The sequence below is a fragment of the Comamonas sp. C24C genome (genome assembly GCF_053345995.1).
Genome location: NZ_JBKFBC010000008.1, coordinates 40727 through 58897, shown reverse-complemented (window position 1 = coordinate 58897; position 18171 = coordinate 40727). Strand labels below are relative to the sequence as shown.

Annotated in this window: 18 protein-coding genes; all 18 read left to right on the top strand. The window is 64.9% G+C overall.

The window, feature by feature from the left end; all coding sequences use genetic code 11:
- Positions 1-131 precede the first annotated feature (131 nt).
- Complete coding sequence (locus tag ACLBXN_RS15580) at positions 132-1808, top strand: long-chain-fatty-acid--CoA ligase (RefSeq protein ID WP_447612741.1); 1677 nt, start codon at positions 132-134, stop codon at positions 1806-1808.
- Between the two features lie 237 nt (positions 1809-2045).
- Positions 2046-2579: a cupin domain-containing protein gene (locus tag ACLBXN_RS15575; RefSeq protein ID WP_003060408.1), complete on the top strand. Its 534-nt coding sequence runs from the start codon at positions 2046-2048 to the stop codon at positions 2577-2579.
- 8 nt (positions 2580-2587) lie between these two features.
- Positions 2588-3466, top strand: coding sequence for an alpha/beta fold hydrolase (locus ACLBXN_RS15570; protein ID WP_447612740.1), 879 nt, complete (start codon positions 2588-2590; stop codon positions 3464-3466).
- 5 nt (positions 3467-3471) lie between these two features.
- Positions 3472-4278 (top strand): IclR family transcriptional regulator, encoded by an 807-nt coding sequence (locus ACLBXN_RS15565; protein WP_043004662.1) that lies wholly within the window; start codon positions 3472-3474, stop codon positions 4276-4278.
- Between the two features lie 43 nt (positions 4279-4321).
- On the top strand, positions 4322-5122 hold the full coding sequence (locus ACLBXN_RS15560) for an aspartate dehydrogenase (RefSeq protein ID WP_447612739.1): 801 nt from the start codon (positions 4322-4324) through the stop codon (positions 5120-5122).
- 190 nt (positions 5123-5312) lie between these two features.
- Positions 5313-6299, top strand: a complete 987-nt coding sequence (locus ACLBXN_RS15555; protein ID WP_447612738.1) for a Bug family tripartite tricarboxylate transporter substrate binding protein — start codon at positions 5313-5315, stop codon at positions 6297-6299.
- A 120-nt stretch (positions 6300-6419) separates the two neighbouring features.
- Positions 6420-7178 (top strand): 5'-methylthioadenosine/adenosylhomocysteine nucleosidase, encoded by a 759-nt coding sequence (locus tag ACLBXN_RS15550; protein WP_447612737.1) that lies wholly within the window; start codon positions 6420-6422, stop codon positions 7176-7178.
- Positions 7179-7494: 316 nt separating this feature from the next.
- Entirely contained in the window at positions 7495-8271 is a 777-nt protein-coding gene (locus tag ACLBXN_RS15545; RefSeq protein WP_447612736.1) for an SDR family oxidoreductase, read from the top strand.
- A gap of 97 nt (positions 8272-8368) precedes the next feature.
- Entirely contained in the window at positions 8369-9244 is an 876-nt protein-coding gene (locus ACLBXN_RS15540) for an IclR family transcriptional regulator (protein WP_211458319.1), read from the top strand.
- A complete protein-coding gene (locus ACLBXN_RS15535) occupies positions 9237-10037 on the top strand; it encodes an SDR family oxidoreductase (RefSeq protein ID WP_447612735.1) in 801 nt (266 codons plus the stop codon). Before ACLBXN_RS15540 ends, ACLBXN_RS15535 begins: the two co-directional genes overlap by 8 nt.
- 138 nt (positions 10038-10175) lie before the next feature.
- Entirely contained in the window at positions 10176-11873 is a 1698-nt protein-coding gene (locus ACLBXN_RS15530; RefSeq protein ID WP_447612734.1) for a thiamine pyrophosphate-binding protein, read from the top strand.
- 35 nt (positions 11874-11908) lie between these two features.
- Positions 11909-13384, top strand: a complete 1476-nt coding sequence (locus ACLBXN_RS15525) for an aldehyde dehydrogenase (RefSeq protein WP_447612733.1) — start codon at positions 11909-11911, stop codon at positions 13382-13384.
- A gap of 9 nt (positions 13385-13393) precedes the next feature.
- Positions 13394-14356: a VOC family protein gene (locus ACLBXN_RS15520; protein WP_447612732.1), complete on the top strand. Its 963-nt coding sequence runs from the start codon at positions 13394-13396 to the stop codon at positions 14354-14356.
- 68 nt (positions 14357-14424) lie between these two features.
- Positions 14425-15402: a Bug family tripartite tricarboxylate transporter substrate binding protein gene (locus ACLBXN_RS15515; RefSeq protein WP_043004673.1), complete on the top strand. Its 978-nt coding sequence runs from the start codon at positions 14425-14427 to the stop codon at positions 15400-15402.
- A gap of 136 nt (positions 15403-15538) precedes the next feature.
- Positions 15539-15760 carry a recombinase-like helix-turn-helix domain-containing protein gene (locus ACLBXN_RS15510; RefSeq protein ID WP_003060438.1) on the top strand — a complete coding sequence of 74 codons (222 nt, stop codon included), beginning with the start codon at positions 15539-15541 and terminating at the stop codon, positions 15758-15760.
- A gap of 24 nt (positions 15761-15784) precedes the next feature.
- A complete protein-coding gene (locus ACLBXN_RS15505) occupies positions 15785-16810 on the top strand; it encodes an aromatic ring-hydroxylating oxygenase subunit alpha (protein ID WP_019044145.1) in 1026 nt (341 codons plus the stop codon).
- Positions 16807-17766, top strand: coding sequence for a PDR/VanB family oxidoreductase (locus ACLBXN_RS15500; RefSeq protein ID WP_043004674.1), 960 nt, complete (start codon positions 16807-16809; stop codon positions 17764-17766). The genes ACLBXN_RS15505 and ACLBXN_RS15500 overlap by 4 nt, the downstream gene beginning before the upstream one ends.
- Positions 17767-17962: 196 nt before the next feature.
- On the top strand, positions 17963-18171 hold a 209-nt coding region (locus ACLBXN_RS15495), incomplete at its 3' end, for a porin (protein ID WP_447612731.1).

Below are 18171 nucleotides of genomic sequence, written 5' to 3'. Positions count from 1 at the left end.
TCCTTTTTTCATGGGTTTTGACTTCTGTTACCAAGGTGATCCCGCCTGTTTCCTAGGGTTACTACAGTATCGAACGACCGTGCTTTTTATCACAATGGCCGGATCAGACGATAAGACACGGAGACAGAAGAATGAGTGACCGTCCTTGGCTGAATGCATATCCAGAGGGAGTTCCTGCGGACATTGACGCGTCCCAGTATCCATCGCTGGTGGCCCTGATGGAGGAGGCATTTGCCAAGCATGCCGACAAGGTGGCCTATTCCTTCATGGGCAAGGAGCTGACCTTCGCCCAGGTCGATGCCCAGAGCAAGGTCTTTGCCGCCTATCTCCAAAGCCTGGGGCTGCAGCGCGGCGACCGCGTGGCGCTGATGATGCCCAATATTCCTCAGTACCCGGTGGCGGTGGCCGGGGTGCTGCGTGCCGGCTATGTGCTGGTCAACGTCAACCCGCTCTACACGGCACGCGAGCTCGAGCATCAGCTCAAGGACTCGGGCGCCAAGGCCATCGTCATCATCGAGAACTTCGCCAAGACGCTGCAGGACGGCATGCATGGCAGCGCCGTGCAGCACATCGTACTCTGCGCCATGGGCGACGAGCTGGGCCTTTTGAAAGGCATGCTGGTCAATTACGTGGTGCGCTCCGTCAAGAAGCTGGTGCCGGCCTTCAGCCTGCCCGGTGCCGTGCGCTTCAAGGACGCGCTGGCCAAGGGGCGTGGCGCCAGCCTGAAGGTGCCGGTGCTCAAGGCCGACGACATGGCGCTGCTGCAATACACGGGCGGCACCACGGGCGTGAGCAAGGGTGCCGTGCTGCTGCACAGGAACATCATTGCCAACGTGCTGCAGTCCGAAGCCTGGAACGAGCCCGCCATGAAGAAGGTGCCGGCAGGCGAGCAGCCCACCAGCATCTGCGCGCTGCCGCTCTATCACATCTTCGCGTTCACGGTGAACATGATGCTGGCCATGCGTACCGGCGGCAAGACCGTGCTGATCCCCAATCCGCGCGATCTCAAGGCTACGCTCAAGGAGCTGTCCAGGCACCGTTTCCACAGCTTTCCGGCCGTGAACACCTTGTTCAACGGGCTGGCTAACCACCCCGACTTCGATACCGTGGACTGGAGCCATCTCAAGGTCTCGGTGGGCGGCGGCATGGCCGTGCAGAGCGCCGTGGCCGAGCTGTGGCTCAAGAAGACCGGCTGCCCCATCTGCGAGGGCTATGGCCTCTCGGAAACCAGCCCCTCGGTGACCTGCAACCCGGTCACGGCCACGGCTTACTCGGGCACCATAGGCGTGCCCCTGCCCAGCACCTATGTGAAGTTGGTCGACAGCGATGGCCGGGATGTGAACGAACTCGGCCAGCCCGGCGAAGTCGCCGTGCTGGGCCCGCAGGTCATGGCCGGCTACTGGCAGCGCCCCGACGAAACCGCCAAGGTCATGACGGCCGATGGCTACTTCCTGACCGGTGACATCGGCACCATGGACGAGCGTGGCTTTGTGAAGATCGTGGATCGCAAAAAGGACATGGTCATCGTCAGCGGCTTCAACGTCTATCCCAACGAGGTGGAGGACGTGGTCTCCAACTGCCCTGGCGTGCTCGAGTGCGCGGTGGTCGGTGTGCCCGACGAGAAGTCCGGCGAGGCCATCAAGCTCATCGTCGTCAAAAAGGATCCGGCACTGACCGAGCAGGTCATCCGCGACTACTGCCATGCCAATCTGACCGGCTACAAGCGTCCGCGCCACATCGTCTTTCGCAGCGATCTGCCCAAGACCCCGGTGGGCAAGATCCTGCGCAGGGAGCTGCGCGACGCCTGAGAGTTTTCATCTTGTCCTTCAAGGCGAGTTCACAGGAGCGCTTGGCGCTCCTTTTTTTGCGTCTGAAATCAGGCATTTGCCTCGGTGAAAAGGCGACAAGACCTCGCTGGCAAAGAAATGTGCTTGTTGCGATCAAGCAAGTCTTCTTATAATTGTTTCGCCAAATGAACCTGGTTTTATTAGTAAAACAAAAAGCAGATCGCTTTTTGTGTTCACCAACGGTTTCAGGAGAGACATATGAGCGATATCGCACAGGACAACAATGCCCGCACTTGGGATCGCCCCGAGGGCTCCAGCTTTGAAGACTGGATGAACACACGCATTGCGCGTTTTGCCACGCGCAAGTACGACTTCGATGCCCTGAAGTTCCAGGCCGATTTCGACCCCAAGTACCGTCGCGGCCAGATGCGCTACATCGGCACCGGTGGCACGGGTGTGGCCTCCGACAGCAACACCATTCCGTCGGAGAACTTCACCTTCTCCACCATGGTGATTCCTGCCGGCCATGAAGGCCCTTCGCATCTGCACACCGATGTCGAAGAGGTGTTCTTCGTGATGCGCGGCAAGCTCAAGCTGGTGCTGGAAAAGGACGGCGAGCGTTTCGAGACCATCCTGACCGATCGCGATGTGGTTTCGGTGCCGCCCGGCGTCTACCGCGAAGAGATCAACGTCGGTGACGAAGATGCGCTGATGTGCGTGATGCTGGGCGCCAAGAAGCCCGTCACGCCGACCTATCCGCCCGAGCATCCTCTGGCCAAGATCAAGCGCTGAGCTTCGTCATGCACGAGGATTTGCTGTCGCCGAAGCTGCAGCTGCTGCAGACCGGATTTCCCGAGCGGCTGGTAAAGCTCCCGCAGAACGCTCAGGTCGCCTGGCGCGAGGCGGGCGATGCCAGCTCCGATTTTGCGGTGGTGCTGCTGCATGGCATCAGCTCCGGGGCTGCCTCCTGGCTGGATGTGGCGCTGCAGCTGGGTGACAAGGCGCGCGTTCTGGCTTGGGATGCACCCGGCTATGGCGTGTCGACGCCGCTGGCGCCAGCCGCGCCTGCCGATACCGACTATGCGCAGGCGCTGGCCCAGTCACTGCTGGTGCTGGGCGTGCGGCGCTGTCTGCTGGTCGGTCATTCCCTGGGCGCCCTGATGGCTGCCAGACTGGCAGTCACGGCGGCCCCCGGACTGGTCGAGCAACTGGTGCTCATCAGCCCGGCCGGTGGTTACGGCGCAGCGGCCAAGGCCGAGCAGCAAGCCAAGGTGCGCGAAGGACGTCTGGCTTCGCTGGCCGAGAAAGGTGTCGCCGGCCTGGCGGCCGTCATCGACCAGCGTCTGGTGTCTTCCGAAGCCCCTGAAGCCGTGCGTGCATGGGTGCGCTGGAATACGGCGCGCATGCAGTCGCAGGGCTATGCGCAGGCGGTCGAGCTGCTCTGCGGCAGCGATCTGGCGCAGGCACAGGGCAGGCTGGACATGCCGGTTCAGGTCTGGGTCGGCGAGCACGACGTGGTGACTCCGCCTGCAGCTTGCAAAGCCTGGTCCGAGTTGCTGGGCGCGCACTACGGTACGCTTGCGGCTGCCGGTCATGCTTCACCCGTGGAACAACCTGTGGAGGTTGCGCATAGGCTGGCATCTTTGTTGAACCAAAGCTATTTGCCCAACACCAGCTGATTGCCATGAGCGAAACCCCAGAGATTTCAACCAACGACCAAGACCGTTACACCGTGCCGGCCCTCGAACGAGGACTGCGCCTGCTGGCCTGCTTTGGCCCGGAGCAACCTGTCTGGAGCGCGCCCGAGCTGGCGCGCAACCTCGAGCTGCCGCGTTCCACGGTGTTTCGGATGTTGACCACGCTTGAAAACTCGGGGTATCTGCAGCGCAGCGGTACCGAATACCGACTCGGTCTGGCCGTGCTGCGTCTGGGCTACGACTACCTGTCCACCCAGCCGCTGGCGCAACTGGCCGAGCCTGCGCTGCAGGCCTTGTGCGATGAGCTGGGCATGACCAGCAATCTTGCATTGCGTGACGGCACCTCCGTGGTCTATGTGGCACGCGTCACTCCGGCCGGAGCGTTCCAGGGGGCTGTGCGCGTGGGCTCGCGCTTGCCTGCACATGCGACGGTGCTGGGGCGAGCCCTGCTGCATGACATGGATGCCGCGCAACTGCGCTCGGTGTTTGGCGGCGAGGAATTGCCCCAGTTCTCCGAGAGCACGCCGCGCAACATCGACGAGCTGCTGGGCCTGCTGGTCCAGGACCGTGAGCGTGGCTACGCCATGGGCGAGGGCTTTTACGAGCCAGGTGTTTCCAGTATTGCAGCGCCGGTGCGCGCCGCAGATGGGCGGGTGGTTGCAGGACTGGCCATGGCCATTCCGTTTACCGAGCTGGTGCCCGAGAAAACCCAGCTCTGGGTGCAGAAGGTGCAAGAGGCGGCAGAAGCCCTGTCCGCTCATTTGCGCCAGCAGCACCCGGACCATTTGCGCTGACCCCCGATCACGCCGGGCCAGCGCATTTTTCAGGAAGCTAGAGATGAAAAATATTGCTTTGATTGGCTGCGGCGCGATTGGCTCCAGTGTGCTGGAGCTTTTGAGCGGAGATACCCGGCTGCAGGTGGGTTGGATACTGGTTCCCGAGATCACGCCAGCGGTGCGCGAGACGGCTGCCCGCCTGGCACCACAGGCGCAGCTGCTGCAGGCCTTGCCTGGCGATGCGGTGCCGGATCTGCTGGTGGAATGCGCGGGTCATGCCGCCATTGAAGAGCATGTGCTGCCGGCCCTGACGCGCGGCATTCCGGCGGTCATCGCATCCATAGGCGCCTTGAGTGCCCCGGGCATGGCCGAGCGCGTACAGGCCGCGGCCGAGGCCGGCAAGACGCAGGCCCAGCTGTTGTCGGGCGCCATCGGCGGCATAGATGCGCTGGCGGCGGCGCGTGTCGGCGGACTGGAGACGGTGGTTTACACGGGCCGCAAGCCGCCCAAGGCCTGGAGTGGCACTCCGGCCGAGCAGGTCTGTGATCTGGACAGCCTGACCGAGGCCTTCTGCATTTTCGAGGGCTCGGCGCGCGAGGCCGCACAGCTCTATCCCAAGAATGCCAATGTGGCGGCCACCTTGTCGCTGGCCGGACTGGGGCTGGACAAGACCATGGTGCGTCTGTTTGCCGATCCTGGCGTCCACGAGAACGTGCACCAGGTCGAGGCGCGGGGTGCTTTCGGCGCCATGGAGCTGACCATGCGCGGCAAGCCGCTGGCGGCCAACCCCAAGACATCGGCGCTGACGGTGTACAGCGTTGTGCGCTCGGTGCTCAACAACGTGGCGCCGCTGGCCATCTGATCCGGCGCCAGGTCTGCGGTGTCATGCGCGCCATGGGCTTGGCACCTCTCTTGCTTGTTGCTGAAACCTGCAAGCAGATCTCCCCACTTCAGCATGGTGTCACGCCTGTGCGAATATTTCCTTGCGCGTCATCAAACAGGGCGCGCATCGAACCTCGGCCGGCTTGACATCTCCACCCTCTGGAACCCTCATGCAACGCTCCGAATTTCTCAAATCCTGCCTGGCACTGGCCAGCGTCCTGGCCCTGCCCGTCGCTCATGCAGCGACCGCCACCGAGCAGCTTTCCGCTGCGCAGTTCACCGTCATCGCGCCTTTCCCCGCTGGCGGTCCTGTCGACATCCTGGCGCGCATTCTGGCGACCGGCCTGACCGAGCACTACAAGCAGGCCGCCATCGTCGATAACCGTCCCGGAGCCAGCGGCAATATCGGCATCGACATGGTCAAGCGCGCCAAGCCTGACGGCCATACGCTGCTGGTCGTGCCGCAGGGCAATCTGACCATCAACCCGACGCTGATGCCCAAGCTGCCCTACAGCGTGTTCGGCGACTTCGTGCCCGTGGCTTCCATGGGGCGCACGGCCAATGTCATTGCGGTCAATCCGCAGGTGCCGGCCAAGTCGGTTCAGGAGCTGGTTGCGCTGTCCAAGGCCAAGCCCAACTCCATCAGCTATGCTTCGCCCGGCGTGGGCTCCAGCCTGCATCTGGCGGGCGAGCTGTTCAAGGACAAGTCGGGCGCGGACATCATGCATGTGGCCTACAAGGGCTCGACCCAGGGCGTGACCGATGTGCTGGGCGGCACCATTCCCATGATCGTGGCCAATCTGCCCACCGTGCTGCCCCATGTGCAGTCGGGCAAGCTGCGCGCGCTGGCCGTGACCGACGGCGCGCGCTCGGGCTTCTTGCCCAATGTGCCGACCCTGGCCGAAGCCGGCGTGCCGGGGATTGCCATTTCCTCCTGGTATGGCGTGCTGGCTCCGAAGAACACGCCGCCAGAGGTGGTCAAGCAGCTGGGCGAGGATATCGACAAGATTCTGAAGACCTCGGCTGCGCTCAATCAGCTCAAGGCACAGGGCATGACGCCCTGGGTGGTCAAGGGCGAGGCCTTCGGCGAGCTGATCCGCAAGGAAACCGGGCTCTGGGCGCCCATCATCAAAAGTCATGACATCGAGGCGCAATAAGCCCTCGTGCTCTAATCTCGCCTCTTGCGCATCCTCCAAAAGCGGCCTGGTGCCGCTTTTGTGCTTTCTTTCGTGCTTTCACCAGGGCCGCCTGGCCCATGTTCCGGAGTACCCTCATCCATGACGCTCGCCATTCTCAGCGCTCTTGCCGAAGAACAACACGGCCTGGTCGACGCCATGCAGGACATGCAATGCCTGCGCCATGCCGGGCGCGACTTCTGGCTGGGCCGGCTGCACGGGCATGAGGTGGTGTGTGCGCTGTCGGGCATAGGCAAGGTGGCCGCCGCCACCACCACTGCCGCGCTGATCGAGCGCTTTGGCGTGCGCGGCATTCTGTTCACCGGCGTGGCGGGCGGGATCGGCGCGGATGTGAATGTGGGCGATGTGGTGATCGCGCGGACTTTCCTGCAGCATGACATGGATGCCTCGCCGATCTTTCCGCGCTGGCAGTTGCCCGGCTACGGTCGCAGCACCCTGGCCTGCGACGAGGCGGCGACCGACCGACTGGTGCAGGCCGCCGACTCGGCACTGCGCTCGGGCATCGTGGCTTCGTATGCTTCGGCCCGTGTGCATCAGGGACTGATTGCCAGCGGCGATCAGTTTGTCAGCTCGCGCCAGGCCAGCGCGCAGCTCAGGGCCGATCTGGAGGCCGCCGGCCACGCCGTGCTGGCGGTGGAGATGGAGGGTGCTGCCGTGGCCCAGACCTGCCTGGATTACGAAATGCCTTTTGCTGCGATGCGCACCATCTCGGACCGGGCGGACGACAGCGCCCATGTGGACTTCTCGGATTTCGTGCGCACTGTGGCAAGCCGCTACGCGCAACGCGTGGTGCTGGATTTTCTACGTCTGACGCCTGCGAAGGGTCAGAGGGTTTGCTAGCGATTTTGTAGCTTGTATTGCTTGATGCACGGTATTTTCATGTCGTTATTAGCCTGTATTCATTTATTGACAGGCGCTAAAAGCTATCAATATTGATCAGCTTCGACCCGGCCTGCACACAGCGGCAGGCCGGATACCTTTTGTTGCCCCGTTTTCCTTTCAACCGCGCTTGTCGCGGTTTTTTTACGCCCGTGTGTCGCTGTGGGGTGGGAACTACGGGTTTCTCCGGGTATTGACTCAAAAGAAGGCTCACTAAACTGCAGGCTTGTTTCAAGAAAAAAGTGTCATTTCATATTTGAAACAAACAAGGTTTAAGATGACCCTCAACACCATGCCTTCCACCGGTCAGCTCGCTGGGCGCCGGATCCTTGTGACCGGCGCTGCGCGCGGTCTGGGTTTTGCTTTTGCGCAGACGCTGTGCCAGCAGGGGGCGCAGCTTGTGATGGCCGATCTGCGCGCTGAACTGCTGAACGAAGCCGTTGCCAAGCTGCGCGCCATGGGCTTCGAGGCTCACGGCGTCGCCTTTGATGCCAGCAACCCGGCTTCCATAGAACAGTGCGCACAGCAGGCCGTGCAGACCCTCGGCGGTCTGGATGGCCTGGTCAACAACGCGGCCGTGACGGACTCCGGCGGCAGGGGCATGGACGACATTGCCCTGGACAAATGGGACCAGGTGATGAACGTCAATGTGCGCGGCGTCTGGCTGATGACCCGTGCCTGCCGCGCGGCTCTCAAGGACAGCGGTCGCGGTGCCATCGTCAATCTGGCTTCCGACACTGCCATGTGGGGCGCTCCCAACCTGATGGCCTATGTGGCCAGCAAGGGAGCCGTGATGGCCATGACGCGTTCCATGGCTCGCGAGCTGGGCGCGGATGCCATCACCATCAATGCCGTGGCTCCTGGCCTGGTGCTGGTCGAGGCCACCGAGTACGTGCCCGAGCATCGCCATCGCCTCTACATCGACCAGCGCGCGCTGCAGCGCGAGCAGGGGCCCGAGGACGTCTCGGGTGCCGTGTCCTATCTGCTGTCCGACGGTGCGCGCTTTGTGACTGGCCAGGTGCTGCCCGTCAACGGCGGCTTCGTCATGAACTGAAAAATGAAGAGCCCCCTGAGTCGCTTCGCGCCATGCCCCAACGGGGCACGCCAGCCCCGATGCGGGGTGGCGCTGGCAACGAATTGAGGAGTTGGAGATGTCAGGTTCTTCCCCATCCGAGAACGCGATCGACAGCGTCGTCGACGGCGGCTCCGAAAAGTACATGGTGCCCGCGCTGGAGCGCGGTCTGCGCCTGCTGCAGGAGTTCGGTCGCGACAACGCAGCGCTGGGCGCGCCCGAGCTGGCGCGTCGTCTGCAGCTGCCACGCGCCACGGTGTTCCGCATGCTCAACACGCTGGAGAGCATGGGCTTTCTGCAGCGCGCCGAGGGCGGCAACGACTACCGGCTGGGCCTGTCCGTGCTGCGTCTGGGCTTCGAGTTCCTGTCCTCCATGGACCTGACCGAGCTGGGCCAGCCCGTGATCGCGCGGCTGTGCGAGGAAATCCGCTTCCCCTGCAACATCGTGGTGCGCGACGGCCGCTCCATCGTCTATGTGGCCAAGGTCACGCCACCGACGCCGCTGACCAGCTCGGTGCGCGTGGGTACGCGGCTGCCTGCCCATGCCACGCTGCTGGGTCGCATCCTGCTGGCCGACCTTTCGCTGCCCGAGCTGCGTGCCCTCTATCCCGAGGAGCATCTGGAAGGCCATTCGCCCAATACGCCCAGGACCGTGATCGAGCTCTTCGATCTGGTTCAGTCCGATCGCGAGCGCGGCCATGTGGCCGGTGCCGGCTTCTACGAAAGCTCGATCTCCACCATCGCCGCGCCCGTGCGCGACCACAGCGGCCGCGTCATCGCGGCCCTTGGCGTGACCCTGGCCTCGGCCCAGATCGATCCCGAGCGCCAGACGGAGCTGGTGCCGCGCGTCTGCGCGGCGGCCGACGAACTGTCGGAGCTGCTCAACTACCGGCCGCAGTCCAGCGCGCAGGTTCTGTCCATTACTTCAAGGCGCGCAGGAGGCGGCCATGCATGATTTCAAACTCGACGCCACGGCCGTCGTCACCGGCGGCTCTTCGGGCATAGGCCTGGCCACCGTGGAGCTGCTGCTGGCCCAGGGAGCCCGCGTGGCCCTGTGTGGCCGCAACCCCGAGCGTCTGGAGCAGGCCGTCAAGCAACTGCTCGAGCGCCACCCCGAGGCCCGCGAGCGCCTGTTCGCCCAGGCCTGCGACGTGCTCAATGCCGAGCAGGTGCAGCAGTTTGCGCGCGCCAGCGAAGCGGCGCTGGGCCCGGCTTCCATTCTTATCAACAACGCCGGACAGGGCCGTGTCTCGACCTTCGAGAACACCAGCGACGAAGCCTGGACCGAGGAGCTGCACCTGAAGTTCTTCTCGGTGCTGCATCCCACGCGCGCCTTTCTGCCCCAGCTCGAGCGCGGCACGGAGTCGGCGATTGTCTGCGTGAACTCGCTGCTGGCCTCCCAGCCCGAGCCCCACATGGTCGCGACCTCGGCGGCGCGCGCCGGTCTCAAGAACCTGGTGCGCTCCATGGCCACCGAGTTCGCGCCCAAGGGCGTGCGCGTCAACGGCATCCTGGTAGGCCTGATCGAGTCCGGCCAGTGGCGCCGCCGCTTCGATGCCCGAGAGGACCGCAGCCAGAGCTGGGAGCAGTGGAGCGCCGAGCTGGCTCGCAAGAAGTCCATTCCGCTGGGCCGCCTGGGCTCACCCGCCGAAGCCGCGCGAGCCATCTTCTACCTTGCCACGCCCCTGTCTTCATATACGACCGGCAGCCATATCGATGTTTCCGGAGGCCTTTCGAGATATGCGTAGCACCCCCTGCGCGGCTTACGCCGCTTCCCCCTCTCTCGCTTCGCGGATGGGGGACTGGCGGGGTCGCCTGGGCCCTTGCTTGGCATCCCGTGCATGAGGCGCACCGGCTTCGACCACTAACGAAATTCAGACCAGAACATGACATCCACCGCAAACCAAATCACCGTCGGCGCCGTCGTTGCCGAATTCCTCGAGCATTGCGACGTGAAGGCCGCCTTCGGGGTGATCTCCATCCACAACATGCCCATCCTCGACGCGATGTTTGCTCGCGGCAAGGTGCGCTTTGTGATGGCACGCGGCGAGGCCGGCGCGGGCAATATGGCCGACGCCTGCGCGCGCTCCACTTCCAGCCTGGGGGTGTGCATCACCAGCACCGGCCCGGCTTCGGGCAATATCGCCGGCAGCCTGGTGGAAGCCTACACGGCCGGCACGCCGCTGCTGCACATCACGGGTCAGATAGAGACCCAGTATCTGGACAAGAAGCTGTCCTATATCCATGAGGCGCCGGACCAACTGACCATGCTGAAGTCCGTCTCCAAGGCTGCCTTCCGCGTGCTGAGCGCAGAGACCTGCCTGTCCACGCTCAAGGCCGCGGTGCAGACCGCGATGACCGCCCCCACGGGTCCGGTCAGTGTGGAGATTCCGATCGACATCCAGCAGGCGCTGATAGACATGCCGGCCGATCTGTCGCCCCTGCCGGTGGCGGTGCTGGCTCCCAGCGAGGCCGCGCTCGATGCGCTGGCCGAACAACTGGGCAAGGCCAGGCGCCCGCTGCTTTGGCTGGGCGGCGGCGCCCGCCATGCCGGCGCTGCGGTGCAGCGTCTGAAGGCCCTGGGCTTCGGCATCGTGAGCACCGGCCAGGGCCGCGGCATCGTGCCCGAGGACGACCCCGCCTCGCTGGGCGCCTACAACATCCAGAAGCCCGTCGAGGCCTTCTACCAGCGCTGCGACGCCATGCTGGCCGTGGGCACGCGCCTGCGCAGCAACGAAACCCTGAAGTACGAACTCAAGCTGCCGCGCCCGCTGCTGCGCATCGATGTGGACGCCGCCCAGCAAGGCCGCTGCTATATGGATGACGGCTTTGTCTGCGGCGACTCGGCCCTGGCTCTGAACGGTCTGGCCGACCGCCTGGAAGCGCGCGGTTACAAGGCTGATCCCGAACTGCTGGCCGACCTGCGCCAGGTGCACGACGAAGTCGTGGCCACCATGCGCGACGGCCTGGGCCCGTACAGCGCCCTGGTGCAGCAGCTGCAGCAGGCCGTGGGCCGCAACTTCAACTGGGTGCGTGACGTGACAGTCTCCAACAGCACCTGGGGCAACCGCGAGCTGCGCTTCTTCGAGTCCAACGCGGGCGTGCACGCCACGGGCGGCGGCATCGGCATGGGCATGCCCATGGCCATCGGTGCGGCCATTGGCGCTGCCGAAAGCGGCTCGGGCCGCAAGACCCTGGGCCTGGCCGGCGACGGCGGCTTCATCCTGAACCTGGGCGAGCTCGCCACCCTGGTGCAGGAGGAGTGCGACACCATGATCGTGCTGATGAACGATCAGCGCTATGGCGTGATCCAGAACATCCAGGATGCGTCCTACGGCGGCCGCCGCTGCTATGTGGAGCTGCACACCCCCGACTACGCCCAGCTGTGCGCGTCCATCAAGCTGCCTCATGCCCGCATCAGCGATCTAGAGGAGCTGCCTGCAGTGCTGGAAGGCGCCTGGGGCAAGAAGGGCCCCTTCCTGCTCGAGATCGACATGCGCGCCATCGGCAGCTTCAAGACCACGTTCTCGGGCCCTCCGGTGAACAAGCTGGACCAGATCCCGGCCACCACCAAGGGCCAATGAGCCAGCACGACCAGCAAGAACGAAAGAGCTTCACGATGTCGAACCTAGAACTGCTCCCCATCAATATCGGCGGCGAATGGCGTCTTGGCGGCGGCGACGAGTCCGCCACGCTCTACCCCGCGACCGGCGAGGTGGTGGGCCGCCTGCGCGCCCCCAGCCTGGCCGATGTGCAGGAGGCCATAGAGAAGGCCGACCATGCCTTTCGCACCAGCGGCTGGGCCCAGAAAAAGCCCCATGAGCGCGCCGCCGTGCTGCACCGCGTGGCCCAGCTGATCCGCGAGCGCGCCGAGCCTCTGGCCCAGCTGCAGCGCCTGGACAACGGCAAGCCCATCAGCGAGACGCGCGCCCTGGTGGCCAGCGCCGCCGGCACTTTCCAGTTCTTCGCGGCGGCCTGCGAGACCATGGAGGAGACCATCACGCCCTCGCGTGGCGACTTCATGACCATGAGCGTCTATGAGCCCATGGGCGTGGTCGCGGCCATCACGCCGTGGAATTCGCCCATCGCCAGCGAGGCGCAAAAGCTCGCTCCCGCGCTGGCCGCCGGCAATGCCGTGGTCGTCAAGCCCGCCGAAGCCACGCCGCTGCTGGCGCTGGAGCTGGCCAGGATCTGCGAAGAAGCCGGCGTGCCCAAGGGCATCGTCAGCGTGCTGCCCGGCCGCGGCTCGGTGATCGGCGACGCCATCACCAAGCACCCGCTGGTCAAGCGCGTGTCCTTCACGGGCGGCACTTCCACCGGCAAGCACATCGCCCGCATCGCGGCCGACAAGATGATGCCCGTCTCGCTGGAGCTGGGCGGCAAGTCGGCCACCATGGTGCTGGAGGATGCCGACCTCGACCACGCCGTCAACGGCGTGCTCTACGGCATCTTCAGCTCCTCGGGCGAGTCCTGCATCGCCGGCTCGCGCCTGTTCGTGGCACGCAAGCTCTACGGCGACTTCATGGAACGCCTCACAGCGAAGGCCGCCGCCTTGCGCGTGGGCGATCCGGCAGACGAGCGCACCCAGATGGGCCCGCTGATCACCGCCAAGCACCGCGAATCCATCGAGAGCTATGTGCAGCTGGGCCTGTCCGAAGGCGGTCAGCTGCGCACCGGCGGTCACCGCCCCGAGGGCGCGCTGTACGAGCGCGGCTACTACTACCGCCCGACCATCCTTGAAGGTGTGACCAACAACGACCAGATCTGCCAGCAGGAGATCTTTGGCCCCGTGCTCGTTGCCATGCCCTTCGATGACGAAGAGGCTCTGCTGGAGCAGGCCAACGACAGCGTCTACGCACTGGCCGCCGGCATCTGGACGCGCGACTACAAGGCCGCCTGGCGCATCGGCCGCGCGGTGCAGGCCGGCACTGTGTGGATCAACACCTACAAGCAGTTCTCCATCTCCACGCCCTTCGGCGGCTGGCGCGACAGCGGCCTGGGCCGCGAGAAGGGGCGGCTGGGAATACAGCAGTACATGGAGCAGAAAAGCCTGTACTGGGGTTTGAACGACCAGCCTTTGGCCTGGGCAAATTAAGGAACCATCATGAGCGTACTGGGCATTGACGAAATCAGCTACGGCGCCGACGACCTGGCGGCCTGCCGCCAGTTCTTCCTCGACTGGGGCCTGAGCCTGGCCGAGGAGCAGGCCGACCGGCTGGTGTTCGAGACACTGAACGGCTGCCGCGTGATCGTGGCCGCCACCAATCACCCCGATCTGCCGCCCGCCATCGAGCCCGGCCCCACGCTGCGCGAAGTGGTCTGGGGCGTGGAAAGCGAAGCCGACCTGACTTTGTATGCAGATCGCATCCGCGCGCTTCCAGGCTTCGTTCAGGGCAATGGCCGCATCGGCTGCACCGACCCCAACGGCCTGGCCGTGCGCCTGCAGCTCACGCAAAAGCGCGATGTACAGATGCAAAGCGCCGAGTACAACACCTGGGACCGCAAGGGCCGCATCAACCAGGCCAGCCCGGCCTATGAGCGTGCCCAGCCCATCGAGGTCGGCCATGTGGTGTTCTTCGTCAAGGACGTGCAGGCCTGCGAGCGCTTCTATGTGGAGAACTTCGGCTTCGCGGCCTCAGACCGCTACCCCGAGCGCGGCGCTTTTCTGCGCACCGCGCCCGATGGCGGCCACCACGACATCTTTTTGCTGCAGCGCCCCGATAAGCATGCCGGCCTGAACCATGTGGCCTTCACCGTGCGCGACATCCACGAAGTCTTCGGCGGCGGCATGCATATCTCGCGCTGCGGCTGGGACACCCAGCTCGGCCCGGGTCGCCACCCCGTGTCCTCGGCCTATTTCTGGTACTTCAAGAACCCGGCCGGTGCCCTGGTCGAGTACTACGCCGACGAGGACCAGCTCACGGCCGACTGGCAGCCGCGCGAGTTCGAGCCCGGCCCGACGGTGTTCGCCGAGTGGGCCATCGACGGCGGCCTGGACGGCAACACCCGGCGTCAGAAGGGCGTGGGCGCTGCCGACGGCAAGTTCCTGACCGACAAGAAGCATTAAGAGGCATTGGCAGCGTCGGCTGGCCGGTATCCCTCCCACCACGATTCCACAACCCCACGGGCTATTTCATGAAAAACATTCGTCGCCAGGTAGTTATCGCTGCTGCATTGCTGGCTGCAGCCCAGATGTCCGGTTCCGCGCTGGCGCAAGCCTATCCGAGCAAGCCCATCACCATCGTCGTGGCCTATCCGGCCGGCGGCGATACCGATGCCATGGCGCGCCTGTATGCCGAGAAGCTGGGCCAGCGACTGGGCCAGCCCGTGGTGGTGGACAACCGGCCCGGTGCCAGCGGCACCATCGGCACCGTGCATGTGGCCAAGGCCGCACCCGACGGCTACACCTTGCTGCTGGCGCCCAATACCTTTGCCATCGCCCAGTTCGTGCTCAAGACCAACGCGGGTTCGAGCTACGACGTGCTCGGCGGCTTCACGCCCATCGTGCAGACCAGCGTGCAGCCCATGTTCGTGGCCGCCAGCCAGGGCTCGGGCATCAAGGACATCAAGACCCTGGCGAGCCAGGGCAAGCGCGACGGCCTGACTTATGCCAGCCCCGGCAGCGGCTCGCCCATGCATATCCTGGGCGAGATGTTCAATAAGGCCGCAGGTACCAAGCTGTCCCACATTCCCTACAAGGGCGTGGCGCCCGCAGTCAACGACCTGATCGGCGGCCATGTGCCCACGACCTTCATGACCTGGGGCCCCATCGCGCCCTACGCAGGCGGCAAGGTCAATGTGCTGGCCGTGGCCGATGCACAGCGCAGCCCGCTGGCACCGAATGTGCCCACGCTGGCCGAGCAGGGCGTCAAGGATGTGGAAGTGTCGGCCTGGCAAGGCCTGTTCGGTCCCAAGGGCATGAAGCCCGAGACCGTCAAGCTGCTGAACACCCATCTCAATGAAATTCTGAGGATGCCGGACGTGGTCGCCAAGATGGCGGCCTTCGGCGCCCTGCCTGCGGGCGGCGAGCCGGCACGTCTGGAAAAGACCAACGCTGCCGACTACAACCGCTTCGGCAAGCTCATCAAGGACCTGGATATCCGGGCCGACTAAATGATCAACCCCCTGAGTCGCTTCGCGCCTTCCCGTTGCACGGCGCCCCCAAGGAGGGCGACACCCTCGGTGTGGGGCGGCGCTCAGGGCGATGAAGCAGAACCACGATTCAAGACAGTTTTCGAAGGAGAGAACCATGGCCGCTGATCGATATCTCGAGCCGCATCAGGCGCGCGAGCGCGCCTCCACCCTGTTTGAAGACCTGCTGGGCGACTCCATTGAGCGTGCCTTTGGCGAGGGCGTGCAGACGCTGCCCGAGCTGGTGGCCTACATCAACCGCAGCGGCCCCGCCGGCGAGAACGGCGAGCCCTGGACGGAAGACAGCTTTCAGGCACTGATGGCCCGTCTGGGCTATTGAGACAGAACAGGACAGGAGTACCTCATGAACGTACAAACCATCACCATCGATCCGGTGGACCGTCTGCTCAATACGGGTCTGAAGAACCTCTGGTATGCGGTCTGCCCTTCGGATTTCGTCAAGACCGAGCCCGTCTCGCTGCGCCGCTTCGGCCGCAAGATCGCACTGTGGCGCGATGCTGCCGGTCAGGTCCATGCGCTGGAAGACCATTGCCCGCATCGCGGCGCGCCGCTGTCCCAGGGCGTGATCCTGGGCGACCGCCTGGCCTGCCCCTACCACGGCGTGGAAGTGCGCTGCGACGGCACGGTGACCAAGGTGCCCGGCAGCCCCGGCTGCAAGCTCGAAGGCTCGCGTGCTGCGCTGGCCTTCCATGTGCGCGAGATGCACGGCGCGATCTTCCTCTACAACAGCGACAAGCATGTGGACGAGGCTCCCGATTTCAGCCTGCCCGAGGAACTGAGCTCGCCCGAGTACTCGAACTTCCTGTGCTATGCCGAGTGGCGCAGCGACTACCGCTATGCGCTGGACAACGTCATGGATCCCATGCACGGCACCTTCCTGCACAAGCAGTCGCACTCCATGGCCGAGGGCGACAGCAAGGCCAGCTTCCAGGTGCGTGACACCGATCACGGCTTTGTGTTCGAGAAGGTCGGCCAGCGCGGCGTGAACTTCGACTGGACCGAATACGGCGAAACCGGCGCGCAGTGGATGCGCCTGGAGATTCCCTATCCCAAGACCGGCGGCCCCGGCGGCAACTTTGCCATCGTCGCCTGCGTCACGCCCATCAGCGCCGACCTGTGTGCCGTGTTCTTCTGGCGTGCGCGCAAGGTGCAGGGCTGGATGCGCGACACCTGGCGCTTCCTCTACCGCAACCGCCTCGAGGCACGCCACTGGGCCGTGCTGGAGCAGGACCGCATCATGATGGAGCAGATGGAAGCCGACGCCAACGAGCGCGAGAACCTCTACCAGCATGACATCGGCCTGGTGCGCCTGCGCCGCCATCTGCGTCGCCAGGCCCAGGAACAGATCGACGAAGGCATCGCATCATGAGCAACAGCTTGCAGGCCTTTGTGCACACGCTGCGCTTCGAGGCCCAGGACACCATCAGCGTGGAACTGCGCCCGGTCGATGGCGGCGAGTTCCCGGCCTTCACGGCCGGCTCGCATATCGACCTGCACCTGCCCAACGGGCTGGTGCGCAGCTATTCCCTGTCCAACGACAGCAGCGAGCGCCACCGCTACGTGGTCGGCGTGCTGCGCGACCGCGCCAGCCGCGGCGGCTCGCGCTGCGTGCACGAGTCGTTGCGCGTGGGCATGCCCATCACCATCTCCGAGCCGCGCAACCACTTCGCGCTCGACGAGGCGGCGACGCATTCGGTGCTGGTGGCCGGCGGCATCGGCATCACGCCCATGCTGTGCATGGCACGCCGCCTCAAGGCCCTGGGGCATTCGTTCGAGATGCTGTACTTTGCGCGCGAGCGCAAGAGTGCGGCCTTTCTGGCCGAGCTGCAGGCCCTGGGCATGCCGCTGCATCTGCACTTCGATGCAGAGGCGGGCGGCCCGCCCGACCTGCGGGCATTGCTGGCGCAGCGCGCACCCGACGCGGGCCTGCACCACTATTCCTGCGGCCCGACGCCCATGCTCGACGCCTTCGAGAAGTTCTGCGCCGAGCTCGGCCATGCCAACGCCCATATCGAGCGCTTCACGCCCGTGGAAGTCAAGGCATCGTCCGATGCGCGCAGCAACTACACGGTGGAGCTCAAGCGCAGCGGCCGCTTCATCGAGATCACGCCCGACAAGTCCTTGCTGGACACGCTGCTGGACGCCGGTGTCGATGTGGACCACAGCTGCTGCGAAGGCGTCTGCGGCTCCTGCGAGACCCGCGTGCTGGAAGGTGTGCCCGACCACCGCGACTCGGTGCTCAGCCCCAAGGAGCGCGCCGCCAACAAGGTCATGATGGTCTGCGTCTCCGGCTGCAAGAGCGAGCGCCTGGTCCTCGATATATGACACCTCCTGAGTCGCTTCGCGCCTTCCCCCGCTCTACATCCGCTTTGCGGGAGAGGGGGGCGACACCATCGGTGCGGGGCTGCGCGGCCGGCCCGGGCCCTTCCTCGGCGTCCCTTGGCTGGACCATGCTGAATTGACGAGTGAGGCCCTGGGCTAGCAACTGAAGACAACCCACCACCCCTAGAGGAGACCAACCATGAAATCCATCCATACGCCGGCTCTCGGCGTGGCGCTAGCCTGCCTGGCGTCTTTGCCCGGCGCGGCTTTTGCGCAGTCCAAGGTCGAGCTTTTCGGCGTCGTCGACGTCGGCGTGGCCCATCTGGGGGGCTCGGGAGCCTCCAAGACCGGCATTTCCACAGGCGGCGCCAACATCAGCCGTCTGGGCTTTCGCGGCACCGAGGATCT